Genomic DNA, 18,406 nt, shown 5'->3' with positions numbered 1-18,406 from the left:
CAAGCGACGCCATCAGAGGATGAAAAGGGTCTCGTGTGGGAAGAGAAGTTTGAGACTTCTACAAGAAACCGAGTGGCTTTTGGGTGGATGTATCGCTTTGCAGCGCAGAGGTGAGTTGAAGGTCGTTCCGCTTCTTTTAAACCGTTTCAGAGGGCATATTCTTTGCGCGTAATAGCGACCTTGAAGGTCGTCTCGCTACATTTGATTTTTTGTTCTATGCGAGACGGCCTTCACGGAGCATGAGCGCAAAGAATATGCCTTAAAGAACCCAAGCGCAAAGCGATACATCCACCCAAGCACTAATCTTCAAGGTGGATTTTTGGATTTGGTCAGGCAAATAAAAATCCGTCGAATATGAAATCTTAAAACGAGTGAAGGGAGGAGATCATCATGAAACGATTGGTACATGCACTTACCCTGCTTATTCTTTTGACTTTTTTCACTTCACCCGTTTATGCGATTCAATCGATTGGCGAAATCCATGTGAATACCACGAGAGTGAAAACGGAGAAGGAACTGGTAAAAACTGCAACGCTGATTGTTCATGCGGTTCCCATCCAAACGAGTCGTGCCTATGTAAAGAAGGGGCGAGAAGTCAATTACGTTCAGACGCTTCAAGTCAAAGACGTGTTAAAGGGGACGTTGCCTCATCCTACGATCCAAATCGTGCAACCGGGGCTCATTCCCCCTCCGAAAAAGGATGATCCCTTATTGAAAATATACCCTGGTCCGTTATTCAAACATGATTATGTCTTTTTTCTCAAACCGATTGTAGGCACAACATACTATAGCCTTGTCGGCATCTGGCAAGGTGTATATCCTTTAGATTCAAACGGAAGGACGATCGCGCTTGAAGAAGGATTTCGGGTCTTCGATCATCTGACGATCGCTCAGATGAAGAAAAAAATCCGAGAAATCGGAGAATCGTAGGGATTAAGGCATTTGTTCTTTATGTTCCCCGAAAAGCAACCTTCGATGTTGGATTCGTAAGAGTGTCAGCTGGGTCGCCATGTATTTGGGTGTATACGGCATATCATTTTCCAGCCACCAAACGATCACCCCCAGATAAGCCCAAGTGACGTAGCTTGTGAAGATATCCTTGGCCACTTTGAGTTGATTTTCGTCCGGTTGTCTGGCGGCAATCTTTTCGTGTAACCTTCGGCTGATCATATCTGACAAACGAAACATAAATCCCGGTAATCCATTTTTACCGAGCATTACTTTATAAAAGTCGGAATTGCGGGACACATGTTCAAAAATATAAATCAAGTCCGGATGAGGCTCATCTTCCTTTTCGGCGATCGCTACCGACGTCATGCCGGAACTTAGATCATTCAGGATATCGTCAATCGTCTGTTGCAATAAATCTTCCTTGTCCCGAAAGTGGAGGTAAAATGTAGCGCGATTGAGAGTCGCTCGCTGGGCAATATCCTGTACAGTGATCGCATCATAACCCTTTTCACACATTAACGCAATGAGTGCTTCCCTCAAAAGTTGATGTGTTCTTTTTACGCGTGGGTCAAGTTTTTTGTTTATCGACATGATGGCATCCCCTTGTTTAATTTCTTTACTTTATACAACATGATTATCCGGTCAGTTGAATAATCAACATAATTATAAAATGTGTCGATTGAAAAATCTCTTGCTATCTATATAATTAACATTATGTTGATAAATAAACAACATGTCTATAAAAGGTTTCGCTTGATGCGCTATGCGAGAAAACAGTGCTTCATAGCGGAAGCCTTTTCACGTCTCCATGCGCAGTGCTCTTTCTATTTCTTTTATCAAACAATTATTTTTGCAAACGGAGGTTGATCAGGGTGCCATCCATTGAAACAGCGAACCATATGAGCCATCAAGTCAGTCTCCGTCAACCGAAGGCCGTTTGGGCAGTAGCATTCGCCTGTGTCATCGCGTTTATGGGACTTGGCTTGGTCGATCCGATTTTACCAGCCATTGCAGCACAGTTACATGCGAATCCCAGCCAGGTCGAGCTCTTGTTTACGAGCTACATGCTGATTACGGGTGTGGCCATGTTGATCACCGGTGCGGTCTCGAGCCGAATCGGAACCAAGTGGACATTGCTTACGGGACTCTTTCTTATTGTCTTATTCGCTGCATTAGCGGGTTCTTCCCATTCGATTGGACAGATCGTATGGTTTCGGGCCGGATGGGGACTGGGTAACGCGTTATTTATCGCAACGGCTCTTGCTGCGATCGTCGGTTTGGCTAGTGGCGGCACGGCAGGTGCAATCATTCTTTATGAAGCCGCTCTTGGACTTGGTATGTCTACCGGACCGTTGCTCGGTGGCTGGCTCGGGGGAATCAGTTGGCGCGGGCCGTTCTTCGGTGTCGCGATACTTATGGCTATTGGCTTTATTTCCGTACTTACATTGCTCCCGAATCTCGCGAAACCGCAGCGAAAAAGTTCGGTGCTTGACCCGATCCGCGCTTTGCGATATGGTGGACTATTGACCATGGCGATCACTGCACTTTTCTATAATTTCGGCTTTTTTACTCTTTTGGCTTTTTCTCCTTTTGTATTAAACATGGATGCGCATGGTCTCGGTTACGTGTTCTTCGGTTGGGGAGTATTGTTGGCGATAACTTCCGTATTTCTCACACCACAATTGCAAAGCCGATTCAGCACACAGAAGATCCTGTACGCGATGCTGCTTTTGTTTGCCCTTGATTTGGCGACGATGGGATTGATCGTTTCCGCACATACACCTTTCATCGACATCTTGGGATATGAGATCTCTTCCCGAACGGTTCTCATCGTTCTGATCATCGTTGCCGGAGGACTCATGGGGATCAATACCACTTTAATTACCACAGCGGTCATGCATGTCGCACCGGTTGAACGGGGAATTGCTTCGGCCGCTTACAGTTTCGTACGGTTTGTCGGCGGTGCCATCGCACCTTGGCTTGCCGGTAAACTTGCGGAGCGTTACGCTCCGAGTGTATCGTACTATGTCGCCGCAGTCGCTGTATTCCTCGGTATGCTTGTTCTTGTCTCTGGGCGGAGGTATTTGAATCGAGGTTCGTAACTTCAGCGAGAATCAACCAATAGAGGCCCTTCATTGTAACCATTCCGCAGTCTCGTATCGTTAGACTGCGGAATAAGAATTTAACAAATGGAATGGATTACATTTACAATCGATTTGGAGATCGTATCTTGACTCATGGAATTTGGCGAAATACTTTCTTGTAAATGATAACCGTCTAATAAGGCGATTATGGTCGCAGCTAGTTGCTTTAATACATCATCTTTGCAACTCTTACATTCTTTTGACTGCTTTAAAATAAAAATGATCGTCTCAATCCAATCTTGGTAGTGATCAGCCATATGTTTCTTGATACTATCATTTCTTATGGCATTAACACAAAATTCAAAGTATAACGGTGCCCAATTATCCTTTTTCGTTAGATGAACAAAAAGTGCTACCCCTGCTCTGACCGTATCCTCTATGTTTTCCCCGGGCGTAAAAGACTCCAAAAACTGTTGTTTAAAAACTTCTAATCTGGACTTCATCAGTTTCAGGAATAATTCTTCTTTGCTGGAAAAGTGAATATAAAATGCACCTTTTGTGTAACCAGCCTCTCTAGCTATATCGTCTAATGAGGCTTTTTCATAACCCTTTTCAGCAAAAACTTTCAAAGATGCTTCCATAAATTTTTGAAATGAGATCTCTTTTTTTATCTTGTGTTTGTTCATTGTTAATTGTACACCTCGTAGAACGATCCCAAATGATTTTAAAAAATGGTTGACAGTTACACTTAATATTATATCATAAAAATTGAATACTATCTGGATAGTATATAACTCTCCCAAATTGGCTTGGTGCGCACCTCTTTTACCCATCGTTTAACAAAAAAGGCATCAAGATATCTCTGTGAAACCATGAGGTATTCTATTTAAACTGGGCCTCAAATCGAATGGCCATGCTGATTCCATTTGAACGACAACCTTCTCGGGCAAAAGGCGAGAAGAAGCGTTAGGATGGGGAGACCCCACAGAAAGAATGCACAAGGGAAGTAAACGACCGTCGGGATACTCATGGCCGCAGAGCAAAGGATCCCGTGCAAATTCCAAGGGATGAGCGGTGAAACAACAACGCCTGAGTCCGCCAAACTTCTCACCAGATAACGAGAAGGAACTCCAAGTTTCTCAAATGTGGAACGAAGAGTGCGTCCCGGCACAATCACGGATAATGACTGATTGCATGCCAGTAATGACATAGAGATACTTAGTAACACAGTCGCGCCGATCAATCCGCTTTTCGAGTGGATGCGCTGCAGTAACGAATCAAGGATCGCATGCAACATACCACTTTCCTCCATAACCCCATTTAAAGCACCCGCCGCGACGATCAGTAGAACTTCGTTGAACATCGGCCAAATGCCGCCGCCATGGAGCAACACTTGTCCGTTCACTTGAAGATCATAACCGAGCCAGAGGGAACGCAAAACCGAAAGCCACGAATCCCCTTGCCATGTGACGGCGAAGAAGATACCCAAAACAGTACCGACTCCCAGATTCAGCATGATCGGAACGCGAAACACCGCCAATACGAGCACCAGAATAGGGGGAATGATCACGTACCAGGGCATCTGAAAATGCCGGATCAATTCTTGCAAAAACGGGTGGTTCATAGGATTGAAACTGCCGGACACTTTTCCATATCCAAGAAAAAAATAGAGAAGGATACAAACGATAACCATCGGTATTCCTGTCTGCCACATCGGTTTATAATTTTCTTCCGCTTTGGTTTCTGTCATATGGGCAACCAGGTGAAATGTTCCTGATACGGGCGATGTGCGATCTCCAACCATCGCACCGGAGATGAGAGCGCCGCCAATCAACGCGGGCGAGAGGTTTAGCACTTGCGCCATATCCGCGATCGCAACCCCCATAGTGGAGAGGGTAGCCACTGAAGAGCCCAGGGTCATCGAAGAAACCGCCGCGAGTAAAAAAGCGGTCACAACGAGAAACTTTGGGTGAATCAATTGAATCCCATAGAAAATCATGGCAGGAACCGTCCCGGAAGCAAGCCATGCCGAAATGATTCCAGCAATCAGCAAGAGAATGGCGACAACGAAAAAAGTGCTCTTCATTCCTTGATACGTTGCGCGGACCACAGACCTAAATGTTCCTCCATGGGAGAGAGATATCACTACGGCTGTCAGCCATCCCGCCGCAAGCCCGGAATACAAAGGGATGTTTATAAATTTCAATGCAGCGATCAATCCGGCGATGGAAACAAGAAATGGTATGACGGACAATGACAAAGGAACGGTTCGGGTTTTGTTCATCCGTATTCATTCCCTCCTCATGATAGATCGTCAAAATTTGGTACCTCTTCATTTAAACATGATTTCTCCGGCACGAACAAGCCGCGAATTCGATCCATGTCAGCCGCTGAACTCTTTTGATTCATGTATGAAGGACAAGTCCTCATCGTAGTACGAATAATGCAACAATGTTTGCTATAACATTCGGAAGCCCGAAGAGAAATAACACATTCGACCATTGTAGCCTTTTTCTTCGATCCTCTTTGTCTTCCATATGGAAGTTCGCCCTCATCCGGTCTCCGTTCACAAAAGCTCCTGTTACGATACCAGCACCCAGCCAACTGCTGTAGCCGATCCATCCACATATATCAAGAACCATGGATCCATGATGAGTGACCACAGAAAGTATAAGTACAAGAATGGACAGACTGCTTCCAAATAAAAAAGGTTTCATGAAGATCGGCCTCCTTTGACTAGCTCGCATGCGTGGTGAACGAGCGGAATTTCCGTATTGAAAGTCCGATGAGAGAATGGTTTGCCCAAGTATCTCGTTGAGTGAATGAGACAAGGAAACGATAAGGAGGTGTCGGCAAAGTTAATATACATCGCAATAACCATTTCATGTCAATTATTTTTTATAATTCCGACATAAAAGAGAACAAGGAGAAGGTTTCATGGGACGGCTGATCATCTTTCTGAGATTGTACTTCTGGCGTTTGATTTCCGGAGCTAGAAACGTGATGAAGTTAAAACCATATGAAATAACGAACAAAACGAAGATATCGTGAAGCGTTTTCAAGATAATCAGGGAACGGGACTTGTTTTTCTTATCGAACTTTTAAGCAAATTCGTGTATAAGTATAAGTAAGAATATTTGCGACATCTATCTACCTGTCGTTTGGTAGAAAAATGAATGAGAGCTCATTCATTCAAGAACGTGTTCCAAATGGATAACATTTTTAGAAAGGATGTGGGGTTCTTGTACTGGGTGCGTGTGTTACTTTTTCTGATTGTGGCGGGCTACTCCCTTTACATGTTCACGATCGCCTTCCGCAAGAAGTATTTGTATTTGATGCTCGGCCAACCGGAAGACCGGTCGGATCAGCAAGAGCATCGCATTCGTTCATTCTTCAAATATGTGCTGGGACAGGCGAAAGTCTTGGCCGATCCGGCGGGAATCGGTCACTTCGTGATCTTTTGGGGTTTTATCGTTTTATCTTTCGGTACGCTCGACTTCATTACGTATAACATCTTTGGCTTCCATTTGCCTTTGATCGGTGAAGCCGCCTGGTTTACGTTCATGCATGAGTTGTTCTCGATACTGGTCATCGCGGCGATTGCCATCGCCCTGATCAGACGCTATCTGATCAAACCGATGCGTTTGGATAATTCGTTTGATGCTTTTTTGATTCTCTATTTGATCCTCGGACTGATCGTGACCGATTTGATCACTTTAGGATTGAATGAAGCGATTCATCAGTCGCATGGGGGATGGGCGTCTCCTGTGGCATCCGGCCTTGGAACCCTTTTTGCGAGTGGTAATGAAACCCTGCTGGTCGTACTGCGAGAAATCTTCATTTGGGCGCACCTTTTCATCCTGTTCGGATTTCTGATCTTCATCCCGCGTTCGAAACATTTACACATGATCGCGGCCGCCTTTAACGTATATTTCCGTAAAATGAGACCGAACGGGCAGCTGAAAACGCTCGATCTGAGCGATGAAACGATCGAAGAGTTTGGTGTGGGCCGCATTGACCAATTCACTTGGAAACAACTGTTGGATGGTTATGCTTGTACGGAGTGTGGACGTTGCCATGTGAATTGTCCGGCGACATTGTCCGGTAAACCTCTCTCGCCGAAATATTTGATTCTGAAGATGAGGGATCATCTCACCGATGTCGGCGACCGTTTGTTGACCGCCCGCGGAAACCAAACGGGAAATCTGGTATTGCAAACGGAAGTGGCCGCGGGTCTGGAAGAACTGCCGCAGTTGATCGGTGACGTGTATACGGAAGACGAAATTTGGTCCTGCACCACTTGCCGCGCGTGTGAAGAAGCGTGCCCCGTGTTTAATGAACACGTGGATAAGATCATCGATCTGCGCCGCTATCTGGTGCTCACGGAGGGGAAGGCATCCGCCGAAGTCAACCGTGCGTTTACAAACCTTGAACGCCATTCCAATGAATGGGGCCAAAATCGGAATACGCGCGCCGATTGGGCGAAGGGCCTCCAAGTGCGCACCATGGCTGAAGTGGACGGTGAAGTGGAATATCTCTACTATGTGGGATCGGCCGCTTCCTTCGATCCGCGCAACCAGAAGATCGCACAAGCGTTTGTACGTCTGCTCAATGAGGCAGGGGTGGATTTCGCGATACTCGGCAATGAGGAAGAGAGCGACGGTGATTCGGCGAGACGTCTTGGCAACGAATTGCTGTATCAAACGTTGGTGGAAGCGAACATCGAAATCTTTAAAGCTTATAACGTGAAGAAAATCGTGACGACAGATCCGCATGCATATAACACATTTAAAAACGAATACCCGGCGTTCGGTTTTCAAGCGGAAGTCCTTCATGCGACTGAATTGCTCGCCAAGTTGATTGATGAAGGCCGCTTGAAACCGACGAAAGAAGTCGATCAAGTCATCACCTATCATGATTCTTGTTATCTCGGACGGTATAACGGCGTATACTCCGCACCCCGTTACATTCTCGAAAAAATTCCAGGCATCAAGCTTGTGGAGATGGAACGAAACAAAGAGAAAGGGATGTGCTGCGGAGCGGGCGGCGGTTCCATGTGGAAGGAAGAAACGATCGGCGAAAGGATCAATGTCATGCGCACGGAACAAGCGCTGGAAACCGGATGTACGGCGATCGGAACCGCTTGTCCGTATTGTATGACGATGATGATCGACGGCACGAAGCAAAAAGGGGTTGAAGAACAGATCGCCACATACGATGTCGTAGAGCTGTTAAATATGGCGATTTAGATCAAGATGACAGGGGTGTGAAAAGATGAAAAAAGCGGTGATTGTAAGTACGGCACGCACACCTTTCGGGCGATTCGGCGGACATCTGGCTCCGCTCAGCGCCGTATCGCTCGGTGCAACCGCGATCCGCGGTGCATTGGAAAGGGCCGACGTTTCCCCAGAACAAGTGGATGAAGTGATCATGGGGATGGTCTTGCAGGGGGGAGCCGGACAAATCCCTTCACGCCAAGCGGCCATTCAGGCAGGATTGCCTTGGACGACGCCGACAGAGACGATCAACAAAGTGTGCGCATCCGGCATGCGCGCGGTGACACTCGCTGATCAGATCATTCGTTCCGGTGATGCGGAGGTGATCGTCGCGGGCGGAATGGAATCCATGTCAAATGCCCCGTATATCCTGCCGAATGCAAGATGGGGTTACCGAATGGGAGACCAGACGGTGCTCGATCTGATGACATATGACGGTTTAACATGCGCTTTCCACAATGTGCATATGGCCGTGCATGGGTCGGTCGTAGCCGCCGAATACGGGATCAGCCGGGAAGCGCAGGATGCTTGGGCTCTTCGTTCTCATCAGCGGGCGATTGCGGCCATCGATGAAGGACGCATGGCGGCGGAGATCGTTCCTGTGGAAGTCCCCGGGAAGAAGGGAACGACTGTCGTGCATACGGATGAAGCACCTCGCCGCGATACCTCATTGGAGAAACTGGCCGCCCTGCCGCCTGTATTTAAAAAGGATGGAACCGTGACAGCAGGAAACGCTCCAGGTGTCAATGACGGAGCCGCTGCGCTGGTTCTGATGGAGGAAGAACGTGCGAAAGCGGAAGGGAAAACGGCACTTGCGACCATTCTTGGACATGCGGCTGTCGGTGCCGAAGCCCCATATATTGCTACGACACCCGGACTTGCCATCAACAAGCTGTTGCAAAAAACGGGGTATAAACTCTCAGACATTCATCTCTTTGAAGTGAATGAAGCGTTTGCTGCCGTAACGCTCACGTCCGGAAAGATCGTCGGGTGGGATGAGGAGAAGGTAAACGTCAACGGCGGGGCCATCGCGCTTGGACACCCGATCGGCGCTTCCGGCGCCCGGATTATCGGGGCATTGATCCATGAATTGCGCCGCCGCGGTGGAGGATTGGGCATCGCTGCCATCTGTTCAGGTGCCGCACAAGGGGATGCGATTTTACTGCGGGTGGATTGAGTAGAGGAATTATACCAACGGAGGAGAGAAACACATGGACGTACGCAAAATTATCGTTGTAGGGGCCGGACAAATGGGGTCCGGTATTGCACAAGTGGCTGCACAATCCGGTCTTGAAGTGATACTGAACGACATCAAAGAAGAATTCGTCTCCCGCGGACTTGCCACCATCACAAAAAATTTGACGCGCGACGTGGAGAAAGGACGCAAGACGGAAGAAGAAAAACAGGCGATTTTGTCACGCATTACACCATCCTGCGATTTGACGGATGCGAAAGATGTACACCTGGCGATCGAAGCCGTGACTGAAAACATGGAGATCAAAACGGATATCTTCCGCAAGCTCGATGAAATATGTCCGAAGGAAGCGATTCTTGCGAGCAACACATCTTCTCTTCCGATCACAGAGATCGCAGCCGTGACGAAGCGTCCTGAACGGGTGATCGGCATGCATTTTATGAACCCGGTTCCCGTGATGAAGTTGGTCGAAGTCATTCGCGGACTAGCTACGGCTGACGAAGTATATCAAACGATCGAAGATCTCGCGAAGAAAATGGGCAAGGTTCCTTGCCTCGTAAACGACTTCCCGGGATTTGTGTCGAATCGCATTCTTCTGCCGATGATCAATGAAGCGATCTATTGCTTGTACGAAGGAGTTGCCGATGTCGAATCGATTGATACGGTCATGAAACTGGGGATGAATCATCCCATGGGTCCGTTGACACTGGCCGATTTTATCGGTCTCGATACCTGTCTCGCCATCATGGAAGTGCTGTACGAAGGACTCGGCGATTCGAAATACCGCCCCTGCCCGCTCTTGCGCAAGTATGTGAAGGCGGGTTGGTTGGGAAGAAAAACGGGACGCGGATTTTATGTGTATGAGAACTAGGGGGAACGATCATGTCGTTTGAGCATCTGCTTTTCACGAAAGAGGATGGTATCGCCGTCATCACCTTAAATCGGCCAAAAGCGTTGAACGCTTTAAACAAGGCCCTTCTCCTCGAACTATCTTCCGCATTGGAACAGGTGGAGAACGATTCGTCCGTACATGCGCTCATTCTCACGGGCGCGGGGGATAAAGCTTTTGTGGCAGGAGCGGACATCTCCGAGATGCGCGTCATGACCCCTCACGAAGCGAGAGCATTTGCCCGTCTGGGACAAGCGGTGATGACGAAGATCGAGCGGTTGGCGCAACCCACCATCGCGGCGGTCAATGGCTATGCTTTGGGCGGAGGATGCGAGTTGGCGATGGCATGCGATATTCGCCTGGCCTCCGTCAACGCCAAATTCGGGCAACCGGAAGTGAATCTCGGTGTCATTGCCGGCTTCGGGGGGACGCAACGTCTCCAGAGGTTGGTCGGTGCGGGGATCGCCAAGGAATTGCTCATGACCGGAGATATGATCTCGGCAGAACGGGCCGCGGCGATCGGCCTGGTGAATCATGTGTATGAAGCGGCTGAACTTTTGCCGAAAGCTAAAGAATTGGCCAAGAAAATTGCCCAAAAAGCGCCTGTGGCGATCAAATTGAGCAAGCAGTCTGTCAATGAAGGCGTCAATATGGACATCGATCGCGCTTTAAGTCACGAAGCGGAACTGTTTGCTCTGTGCTTCGCGACAGAAGATCAAAAAGAAGGAATGAGCGCTTTTCTGGAAAAACGGTCTGCCCGTTTCGAAGGGAAATAACATCCGGGAGGAATCACCGTGAATTTCAATTTGACGCAAGAACAACAGGAAATCCGTAAACTCGTGCGTGAATTTGCCTTGAAAGAAGTGGCGCCAACAGCGGCACAACGCGATGAAGAAGAGGTTTTCGACCGTTCGATCTTTGATAAGATGGCGGAGATCGGTCTCTGCGGCATTCCTTGGCCTGAGGAATACGGGGGCGCGGGGCTCGATTTTCTCTCCTATGTGATTGCGGTGGAAGAGCTGTCGCGGATCGACGCCTCGATCGGTGTCACATTATCGGTACAAACATCGCTCGCCGGATGGCCGATTTATAAGTTCGGTTCGGAAGAACAAAAGCAAAAATACCTTCGCCCTTTGGCGGAAGGTACGAAGATCGGCGCATTCGGGCTTACAGAACCAGGTTCCGGCTCGGATGCCGGCGGTATGCGCACGACGGCGGTTTTATCGGAAGATGGCTCCCACTATATCCTGAATGGTTCAAAAATATTCATCACTAACGGCGGCGAGGCGGAAATCTATGTCGTTTTCGCTTCCACCGACCGCTCCCAAAGAACGCGGGGGGTCACCGCTTTCATCGTCGAAAAGGATTTTCCGGGCTTCCATGTCGGCAAAAAAGAGAAAAAAATGGGAATCAAATCATCGCCGACGACAGAAATCATTTTTGAAAATTGTCAAGTGCCCGTTGAAAATCGGCTGGGCGATGAAGGATTTGGCTTCAAAATAGCCATGATGACACTTGATGGAGGACGCAACGGGATCGCCGCACAAGCGGTCGGCATTGCTCAAGGAGCGTTAGACCATGCTCTTTCCTATGCAAAGGAACGCGAACAATTTGGCAAACCGATCGCCGCGAATCAAGCGATCCAATTCAAGCTGGCCGACATGGCTACGAAAATTGAAGCCGCGAGATTGTTAACCTACCAAGCAGCATGGCTGGAAGATCAGGGACTTCCATATGGAAAGGCTTCTGCGATGTCGAAAGTGTTTGCAGGTGATACGGCAATGGAAGTCACTACGGAAGCGGTACAGATCTTTGGCGGATACGGGTATTCGCGGGAATATCCGGTCGAACGCTTTATGCGCGACGCGAAAATCACTCAAATTTATGAAGGTACACAGGAAATTCAACGCATGGTGATCGCGAATCATTTGTTAAAATAGACAAAAGGAAAGATTCGAGGTATTCCAAAGGAAATAAGATGAGAAAACAGCGTTAAAAAAGTATATAATAGTAGAAAGTGCCTGTACGCTTTGGCGACAGGCCTTACTTTTCGATACAGGTGATCATGGTGCATGAACTGGTTGAACGATTGCTAAAAGGGGATAAACGTGCGGCTGCCAGAGCCATTACACATATTGAAAACGACACGCAGGAAAAGAAAGAAATTCTGAAGGATATCCATCCGCATACAGGACGCGCGTATCTGGTGGGCTTGACAGGATCGCCGGGGGCGGGCAAAAGCTCCTTGACCGATCGATTGATTTCATTATTGCGGAAAATGGGAAAAACAGTGGGCATCATTGCTGTCGATCCGACTTCCCCCTTTACGGGTGGAGCGATCCTGGGCGATCGTGTACGCATGGGAAAGCACGCATTGGATCCCGGTGTATTTATCCGTTCCATGGGGACACGCGGATCGCTCGGAGGCTTGGCGAAGGCTACGCGTGAAGCGGTACGCGTGCTTGATGCGTTCGGCAGCGACGTCATTTTTATTGAGACGGTCGGTGTCGGGCAATCGGAACTTGATATTATGCATGTGGCAGACACAACGGTCGTCGTTCTGCATCCGAGTGCAGGGGATCATATTCAAAGCATGAAAGCGGGCATTATGGAAATTGCCGATATCTTTGTTGTCAATAAGGCGGACTTGCCCGGTGCGGACAAGACAGTACAGGCGGTCAATCACATGCTTGACCTCGTCCATGACTTCGAATTTCGTCCGCCGGTTTTAAAAGTGGCTTCACGGGATAATATGGGAATCAAAGAATTGTGGTGCGAGTGCGAACGCCATCTTGCGTTTCTCAAAGAGAGCGGACGTCTGGCAAACAAACGGCAAAAACAGCGCCAGGATGAAATCCTCAGTATTATTGACGCAGAGATCGGTCGGAAAATCAAAAGTTTGATTCAAGCAGACCCGAAATGGGCCACAACGCTATCGGATGTGGAAGAAGGGCGCACGGATCCTTACGAAGTCGCCGATATCGTTCTCCGGCGCTTATTGAAAGTGTAGAGGATCTCTCCGGAGATTGCAGCGTACATCAGAGTATGGTATACTACCTCTACTTCCCATGTGATCAGACGCGCATGGGTTTTTATCCCTGATACCCCTCTTAGAAGGAGTGGAACCGATGTCTGAAGAGGCACGAGTTTTGACGATTGATAAGGAAACGGCAAGGGAGATGCCGCTTGTCGACCTTGCGTACGATATTTTGAAAGAAACGAATAAACCTTATTATTATCGTGATCTGATGGCAGAAGTTGCTCGTCTGCGCGACATGACTCCTGAAGAAGTGAATGAAGTCATCGCGCGTTTATATACAGAGATCAACGTAGACGGCCGGTTCCTCAATATCGGAAATAACGTGTGGGGGCTAAAACGTTGGTATCCCGTCGATAAAACGATGGATAAAGCGGGCGCCAAGCAGTTCATCCGCAAAGATGTTGATTGGGAAGATGACGATGAAGATGCAGATCTGTATGCGGATGAGGAACTGGAAGAAGATATCGAATTCGGAGACATGGAAGAAGAAGATCTCGACTTCAATGAAGACGAACTCGAAGAGACGTTTGGGGTCGAGGATTTGGATGATGAGGATGCGGAAGCATTCGAAGATGAAGACGATGACTTTTAATCATAATGACATACAGGTTTTACCAGCCGCGATCCGGAAATCGGAAAGCGGCTAATCGTGCTTTGCTCTTGACAGCAGTCGGACGGAACGATATCATACATGAGGATATTCACGAGTTGGAAAAACTAAAAGAAAGCAGCTTTTAGTTTTTTTTTGTTTTTAGACAGGGGGCAAAGTACGAATGGCAAAATACATTTTCGTGACCGGAGGTGTCGTGTCTGGTCTTGGTAAGGGGATTGTGGCAGCATCTTTGGGGCGATTGTTAAAAAATCGGGGCCTTCAGGTGACGATCCAAAAGTTTGATCCCTATCTGAACGTGGATCCCGGAACGATGAGTCCTTACCAGCACGGTGAAGTGTTTGTGACCGATGACGGTGCCGAGACAGATCTTGATCTTGGACATTATGAGCGATTTATCGATATTAACTTATCGAAAAATAATAATGTCACGACAGGTAAGATCTACTCATCTGTCATTCAAAAAGAGCGCCGCGGTGACTATCTCGGCGCGACTGTGCAAGTCATTCCGCACATAACGAATGAAATTAAGGAACGGGTGTTTCGCGCCGCCCGCGATACGCGCGCGGATGTCGTGATTACGGAAATCGGTGGAACGGTGGGGGATATCGAGAGCCTTCCTTTTCTCGAAGCCATCCGTCAAATCAAAAGTGATGTCGGACGTGAAAATGTCATGTACATTCATGTGACGCTCGTTCCCTACCTCGGTAAAGCGGGCGAAATCAAAACGAAGCCCACGCAGCATTCCGTCAAGGAATTGCGATCGATCGGGATTTCCCCGAATGTCATCGTTTGCCGAACGGAACGGCCGTTACCGATGGAAGTGAAACGGAAAATCGCTCTCTTTTGCGACACGGACGAGGATGCGGTCATCGAATCGCGGGATGCGGAGTCGCTCTACGACCTACCGTTGATGTTCCAGGAACAAGGGCTTGACGAAATCGTCGTACGCCACCTCGGGTTTGAGTGCGGACCGGCTGATATGACAGAATGGAAAGAACTCGCGTATAAAGTGAAACATCTCGAGCATCAAGTACGCATCGGCCTTGTAGGTAAATACGTTTCCCTTCGCGACGCTTACATCTCTGTGGCGGAAGCGCTCTATCATGCGGGCTTTGCGAATAACGCCAATGTGGAGATCGAATGGATTCAGGCGGAAGATCTGACAGAAGAAAATGTAGCGGAATATCTTCGGAATGTGGACGGTATTCTTGTGCCGGGCGGATTCGGGGATCGCGGGGTCGAAGGCAAGATAGCAGCGACGCGTTACGCGCGGGAAAAACAAGTACCTTTCTTGGGAATTTGTCTGGGCATGCAAGTAGCAGTGATCGAGTATGCCCGCAATGTTCTGGGGCTTGAAGGGGCCAACTCCTCTGAAATCAATGAAACGACCAAGTATCCGGTCATCGATTTACTCCCTGAACAAAAAGAGGTCGAGAATAAGGGAGGAACCATGCGCCTGGGGCTCTACCCGTGCACGCTGGTCAAAGGCACGAAAGCGTATGAAGCATACGGGGAACAGCTTGTGTATGAGCGTCACCGCCATCGTTATGAGTTTAACAATGAGTACCGTGAAGACTTGAAAAAAGCGGGGCTGGTGATCTCGGGTACATCTCCGGACGGACGTCTGGTGGAAATTATCGAAGTGGCCGATCATCCGTGGTTTGTCGCTTCTCAATTCCATCCGGAATTTATTTCGCGACCGAATCGTCCGCAACCGCTGTTCCGCGATTTTGTGAAAGCGGCGTTGGCAAGAAAACAACAATCCCATGAATCGGCGTGAAATTCGCTTCTATCGCTCGAAACCAGGGTCGGGAATATTTCCGGCCCTTTTTTCGTAAGCATCGCCACAGACAGAACCTGCATTCCATAGTACAATTTACATCAGTAAGGGTATTTTGTGCCCGTACATAATCAATCACGCTTGAATATAAGGAGGCTTAAACAATGACTGCAATTGCGGAACGTAAAAACACGGTTACTTTTAAAGGGAATCCGGTCACACTGCTCGGCAATGAAGTGAAAGTGGGCGATCAAGCTCCAGACTTTACTGTTCTGGCAAACGACCTCTCCCAAGTGACATTGGACAGTTCTAAAGGATCCGTTCGACTGATCTCCGTTGTACCGTCCCTCGATACCGGCGTATGCGATGCGCAAACCCGTCGTTTCAACGAAGAGGCGGCAAGTCTGCCGGGGGTCAAAGTCTTGACGATTTCCGTGGATCTGCCTTTCGCGCAAAAGCGTTGGTGCGGTGCAGCGGGCATCGAGAACGTACAAACATTGTCTGACCATCGCGACCTATCATTCGGCATCAACTACGGGGTTGCGATTAAGGAATTGCGTCTTCTGGCTCGCGCGGTGTTCGTCATCGATAAAAACGACAAAGTGGTTTATGTCGAATACGTGCCTGAAGTGACCAACCATCCGAACTACGAAGCGGCGATAGAGGCTGCAAAATCTGTCTTGTAAAGCATATAAGAGGCTGATTCCTACAGTGAGTCTTTCTCCTCTCGCGAGGGTGAGGCTCTTTTTTCTTTCTCAGCCTGTTTTGTTTTATAAGAAAATTCATTTTATTTAAAATAAACGAAATCATTTGCGATAAAATATATGGAAAATCGGTATTTCTCGACGCAGTCAGGCAGGAATAATACGCAGAAGCCCGAATATCTTTAACATAATCGCCCGTGAAAATCCCTCCATGTATCAGTGAATACACAAATCGAAAACTGTTGGAGGTGGTTTCCCGCACCATGACATCGAATCGTAAGCGTCGAGCTCGGGTCTTTTTGTTTTGCTCGTTGGGAGGAGTGTAATAGAGAGTATGGGGGATCTGCAACACATATTCAGCCGCTTGGAACACTCCATTCGGTCGATGTGCCGGAAGTTTTATTACGCGAGCGCGGGGAAGAAAGAGAAAACGAACGAGGATCATCGTGAAGAATCTGAAGATTTATTCACGTTTATGAATGTAGAGACGATGCGCAATGCGTTGTCTTCTTCGGAGAGTAAGGAAGAAGACAGGCGCCCACTCTTGTATGTTTATAGATATCTGTTCTTTCAGACGATCGAATCGATGTTGCGTGATAGCACCCAGGCGATTGAGCAATTGGAAAACAAGCTAGAGGTGGCCTGGGAGGGAAGGTCGGTTCCTTTATCGCGGGCACGGTCACTCATCTGGACGGAGACGGAAGATGAGAAACGGCATGAACTTTGCCAACGAGTCAATGCGATGGAAACGGTTTTACATCCGTTGCGTGAAGAGCGTTTTTTGCGCTTACAGGAACAAGCGAAACAGCAAGGGTTTCCCCATTACCGGGCACTTTACGAGAAATTGTCCGGTATTCAACTGACCGCTCTAGAGGAACAGATGAAAGACTTTCTCGCGAAAACGGATGCACTCTATCAGAAAGCGTTTGCTACTTACATACCCAAAGGAACTGATGGGAAAGGGGTAGAGAGGCATCACCTGTATCCTGTATTGTCCGGTCGGAAGTACGATTTGTATTTTCGTGAAATCGAACTGTTGCCTACGCTGGAAGACACATTATACGGCTTAGGGATTAATATCTTGCAGCAAGCCAGCATCGTCATGGATGTTGAGAAACGAGTGAACAAATCGTCTTGTTGTTGTTCCCCCTTGTTAATACCGAAAGAAATTTATTTGGTCATCTACCCGAAAGGCGGATTGTCGCAGTATTGCGAGATTCTTCATGAGGCGGGACGAGCCGAATATTTTGCGCATATACGAGAAGATCTTCCTTGGATGTACAAGCTTCTCGGAGATCCGTCCTTGCCGCATGCGTATGGATATGTTCTACAGGACTTGATAACCAATAAGGATTGGACGGAGCACCATTTGGATATGGATGAAGCCGTACGCACAGAGTTCTACGAGTATTCTCTCTTTCGCAAGTTATATCGTTGGCGAAAATACGCCGGGATGTTTTTGTACGAGCTTGATCTATATGCGGCCCAAAGCCTTGAGGGAATGGCTGAACGTTACGTGCAAATGATGTCCCGGGCAACGGGTGCGGTGTATACCAAAGAAACGTACCTGGAAGATATTCTGCATCCGTTTGCTTCTGCGCGTCTTTTGCGCTCATGGATGTTTGCCAGTCAATTGTGTTCCCGCTTGCAGACGCAGTATGGAAACCGCTGGTTTCGGGATCAGCAAGCAGGCAGGGAGCTAAAACAGATGTGGTCGTTCGGCGCCACTTATACGATCGAAGAATGGTGCGAGAAACTGAATATCCCATTGGATACATCCAATTTTCTCAAGGACATTCAGGATGTATGGGGATCTGCGAATGAGCACCCGTCCGTTTGAATGGATACCTTTTTTGCGTGTAAAAGAGGGAAAT

At 48.1% G+C, this 18,406-nt stretch carries 16 protein-coding genes; 12 read left to right on the top strand and 4 right to left on the bottom strand.

Annotated elements, in window-relative coordinates; genetic code table 11:
* Positions 1–390 precede the first annotated feature (390 nt).
* Positions 391–930, top strand: coding sequence for a hypothetical protein (locus DNHGIG_RS06685; RefSeq protein ID WP_282198945.1), 540 nt, complete (start codon positions 391–393; stop codon positions 928–930).
* Positions 931–933: 3 nt separating this feature from the next.
* Here the strand turns inward: DNHGIG_RS06685 and DNHGIG_RS06680 are convergent, their stop codons facing one another.
* The gene (locus DNHGIG_RS06680) at positions 934–1,542 is read right to left on the bottom strand and encodes a TetR/AcrR family transcriptional regulator (RefSeq protein ID WP_282198944.1); all 609 of its coding nucleotides are present in this window, start codon (positions 1,540–1,542) and stop codon (positions 934–936) included.
* Between the two features lie 308 nt (positions 1,543–1,850).
* Here DNHGIG_RS06680 and DNHGIG_RS06675 point away from each other — a divergent pair, with 308 nt between their 5' ends.
* Complete coding sequence (locus DNHGIG_RS06675) at positions 1,851–3,053, top strand: MFS transporter (protein WP_282201369.1); 1,203 nt, start codon at positions 1,851–1,853, stop codon at positions 3,051–3,053.
* 80 nt (positions 3,054–3,133) lie between these two features.
* Here the strand turns inward: DNHGIG_RS06675 and DNHGIG_RS06670 are convergent, their stop codons facing one another.
* From DNHGIG_RS06670 to DNHGIG_RS06660, 3 genes are all read right to left on the bottom strand, one after another.
* Positions 3,134–3,721, bottom strand: a complete 588-nt coding sequence (locus DNHGIG_RS06670; protein ID WP_282198943.1) for a TetR/AcrR family transcriptional regulator — start codon at positions 3,719–3,721, stop codon at positions 3,134–3,136.
* Positions 3,722–3,933: 212 nt separating this feature from the next.
* Positions 3,934–5,319, bottom strand: a complete 1,386-nt coding sequence (locus DNHGIG_RS06665) for a Na+/H+ antiporter NhaC family protein (protein WP_282198942.1) — start codon at positions 5,317–5,319, stop codon at positions 3,934–3,936.
* A gap of 142 nt (positions 5,320–5,461) precedes the next feature.
* Positions 5,462–5,752, bottom strand: coding sequence for a DUF5316 domain-containing protein (locus DNHGIG_RS06660; RefSeq protein ID WP_282198941.1), 291 nt, complete (start codon positions 5,750–5,752; stop codon positions 5,462–5,464).
* A 579-nt stretch (positions 5,753–6,331) separates the two neighbouring features.
* On the opposite strand from DNHGIG_RS06660, the gene DNHGIG_RS06655 reads away from it, so the two are divergent.
* The 10 genes from DNHGIG_RS06655 to DNHGIG_RS06610 all read left to right on the top strand — a co-directional run bounded on the left by DNHGIG_RS06655 (position 6,332) and on the right by DNHGIG_RS06610 (position 18,372).
* Entirely contained in the window at positions 6,332–8,284 is a 1,953-nt protein-coding gene (locus DNHGIG_RS06655) for a (Fe-S)-binding protein (RefSeq protein ID WP_439647763.1), read from the top strand.
* Positions 8,285–8,309: 25 nt separating this feature from the next.
* Complete coding sequence (locus tag DNHGIG_RS06650; protein WP_282198939.1) at positions 8,310–9,488, top strand: acetyl-CoA C-acetyltransferase; 1,179 nt, start codon at positions 8,310–8,312, stop codon at positions 9,486–9,488.
* Positions 9,489–9,522: 34 nt separating this feature from the next.
* Entirely contained in the window at positions 9,523–10,377 is an 855-nt protein-coding gene (locus tag DNHGIG_RS06645) for a 3-hydroxybutyryl-CoA dehydrogenase (protein ID WP_282198938.1), read from the top strand.
* 11 nt (positions 10,378–10,388) lie between these two features.
* The gene (locus DNHGIG_RS06640; protein ID WP_282198937.1) at positions 10,389–11,171 is read left to right on the top strand and encodes an enoyl-CoA hydratase-related protein; all 783 of its coding nucleotides are present in this window, start codon (positions 10,389–10,391) and stop codon (positions 11,169–11,171) included.
* Between the two features lie 18 nt (positions 11,172–11,189).
* Entirely contained in the window at positions 11,190–12,335 is a 1,146-nt protein-coding gene (locus DNHGIG_RS06635) for an acyl-CoA dehydrogenase (RefSeq protein ID WP_282198936.1), read from the top strand.
* A 125-nt stretch (positions 12,336–12,460) separates the two neighbouring features.
* A complete protein-coding gene (gene meaB / locus DNHGIG_RS06630; RefSeq protein ID WP_439647727.1) occupies positions 12,461–13,405 on the top strand; it encodes a methylmalonyl Co-A mutase-associated GTPase MeaB in 945 nt (314 codons plus the stop codon).
* A 118-nt stretch (positions 13,406–13,523) separates the two neighbouring features.
* Complete coding sequence (gene rpoE / locus DNHGIG_RS06625; RefSeq protein ID WP_282198934.1) at positions 13,524–14,027, top strand: DNA-directed RNA polymerase subunit delta; 504 nt, start codon at positions 13,524–13,526, stop codon at positions 14,025–14,027.
* A 181-nt stretch (positions 14,028–14,208) separates the two neighbouring features.
* Positions 14,209–15,828 carry a CTP synthase gene (gene pyrG / locus DNHGIG_RS06620; protein ID WP_282198933.1) on the top strand — a complete coding sequence of 540 codons (1,620 nt, stop codon included), beginning with the start codon at positions 14,209–14,211 and terminating at the stop codon, positions 15,826–15,828.
* Between the two features lie 164 nt (positions 15,829–15,992).
* Positions 15,993–16,514, top strand: coding sequence for a thiol peroxidase (gene tpx, locus DNHGIG_RS06615; protein WP_282198932.1), 522 nt, complete (start codon positions 15,993–15,995; stop codon positions 16,512–16,514).
* A 352-nt stretch (positions 16,515–16,866) separates the two neighbouring features.
* The gene (locus DNHGIG_RS06610; protein WP_282198931.1) at positions 16,867–18,372 is read left to right on the top strand and encodes a hypothetical protein; all 1,506 of its coding nucleotides are present in this window, start codon (positions 16,867–16,869) and stop codon (positions 18,370–18,372) included.
* Positions 18,373–18,406 lie beyond the last annotated feature (34 nt).

The organism is Collibacillus ludicampi, from assembly GCF_023705585.1.
Lineage (GTDB): Bacteria > Bacillota > Bacilli > Tumebacillales > BOQE01 > Collibacillus > Collibacillus ludicampi.
This window is presented reverse-complemented; position numbering and strand designations above follow the sequence as displayed.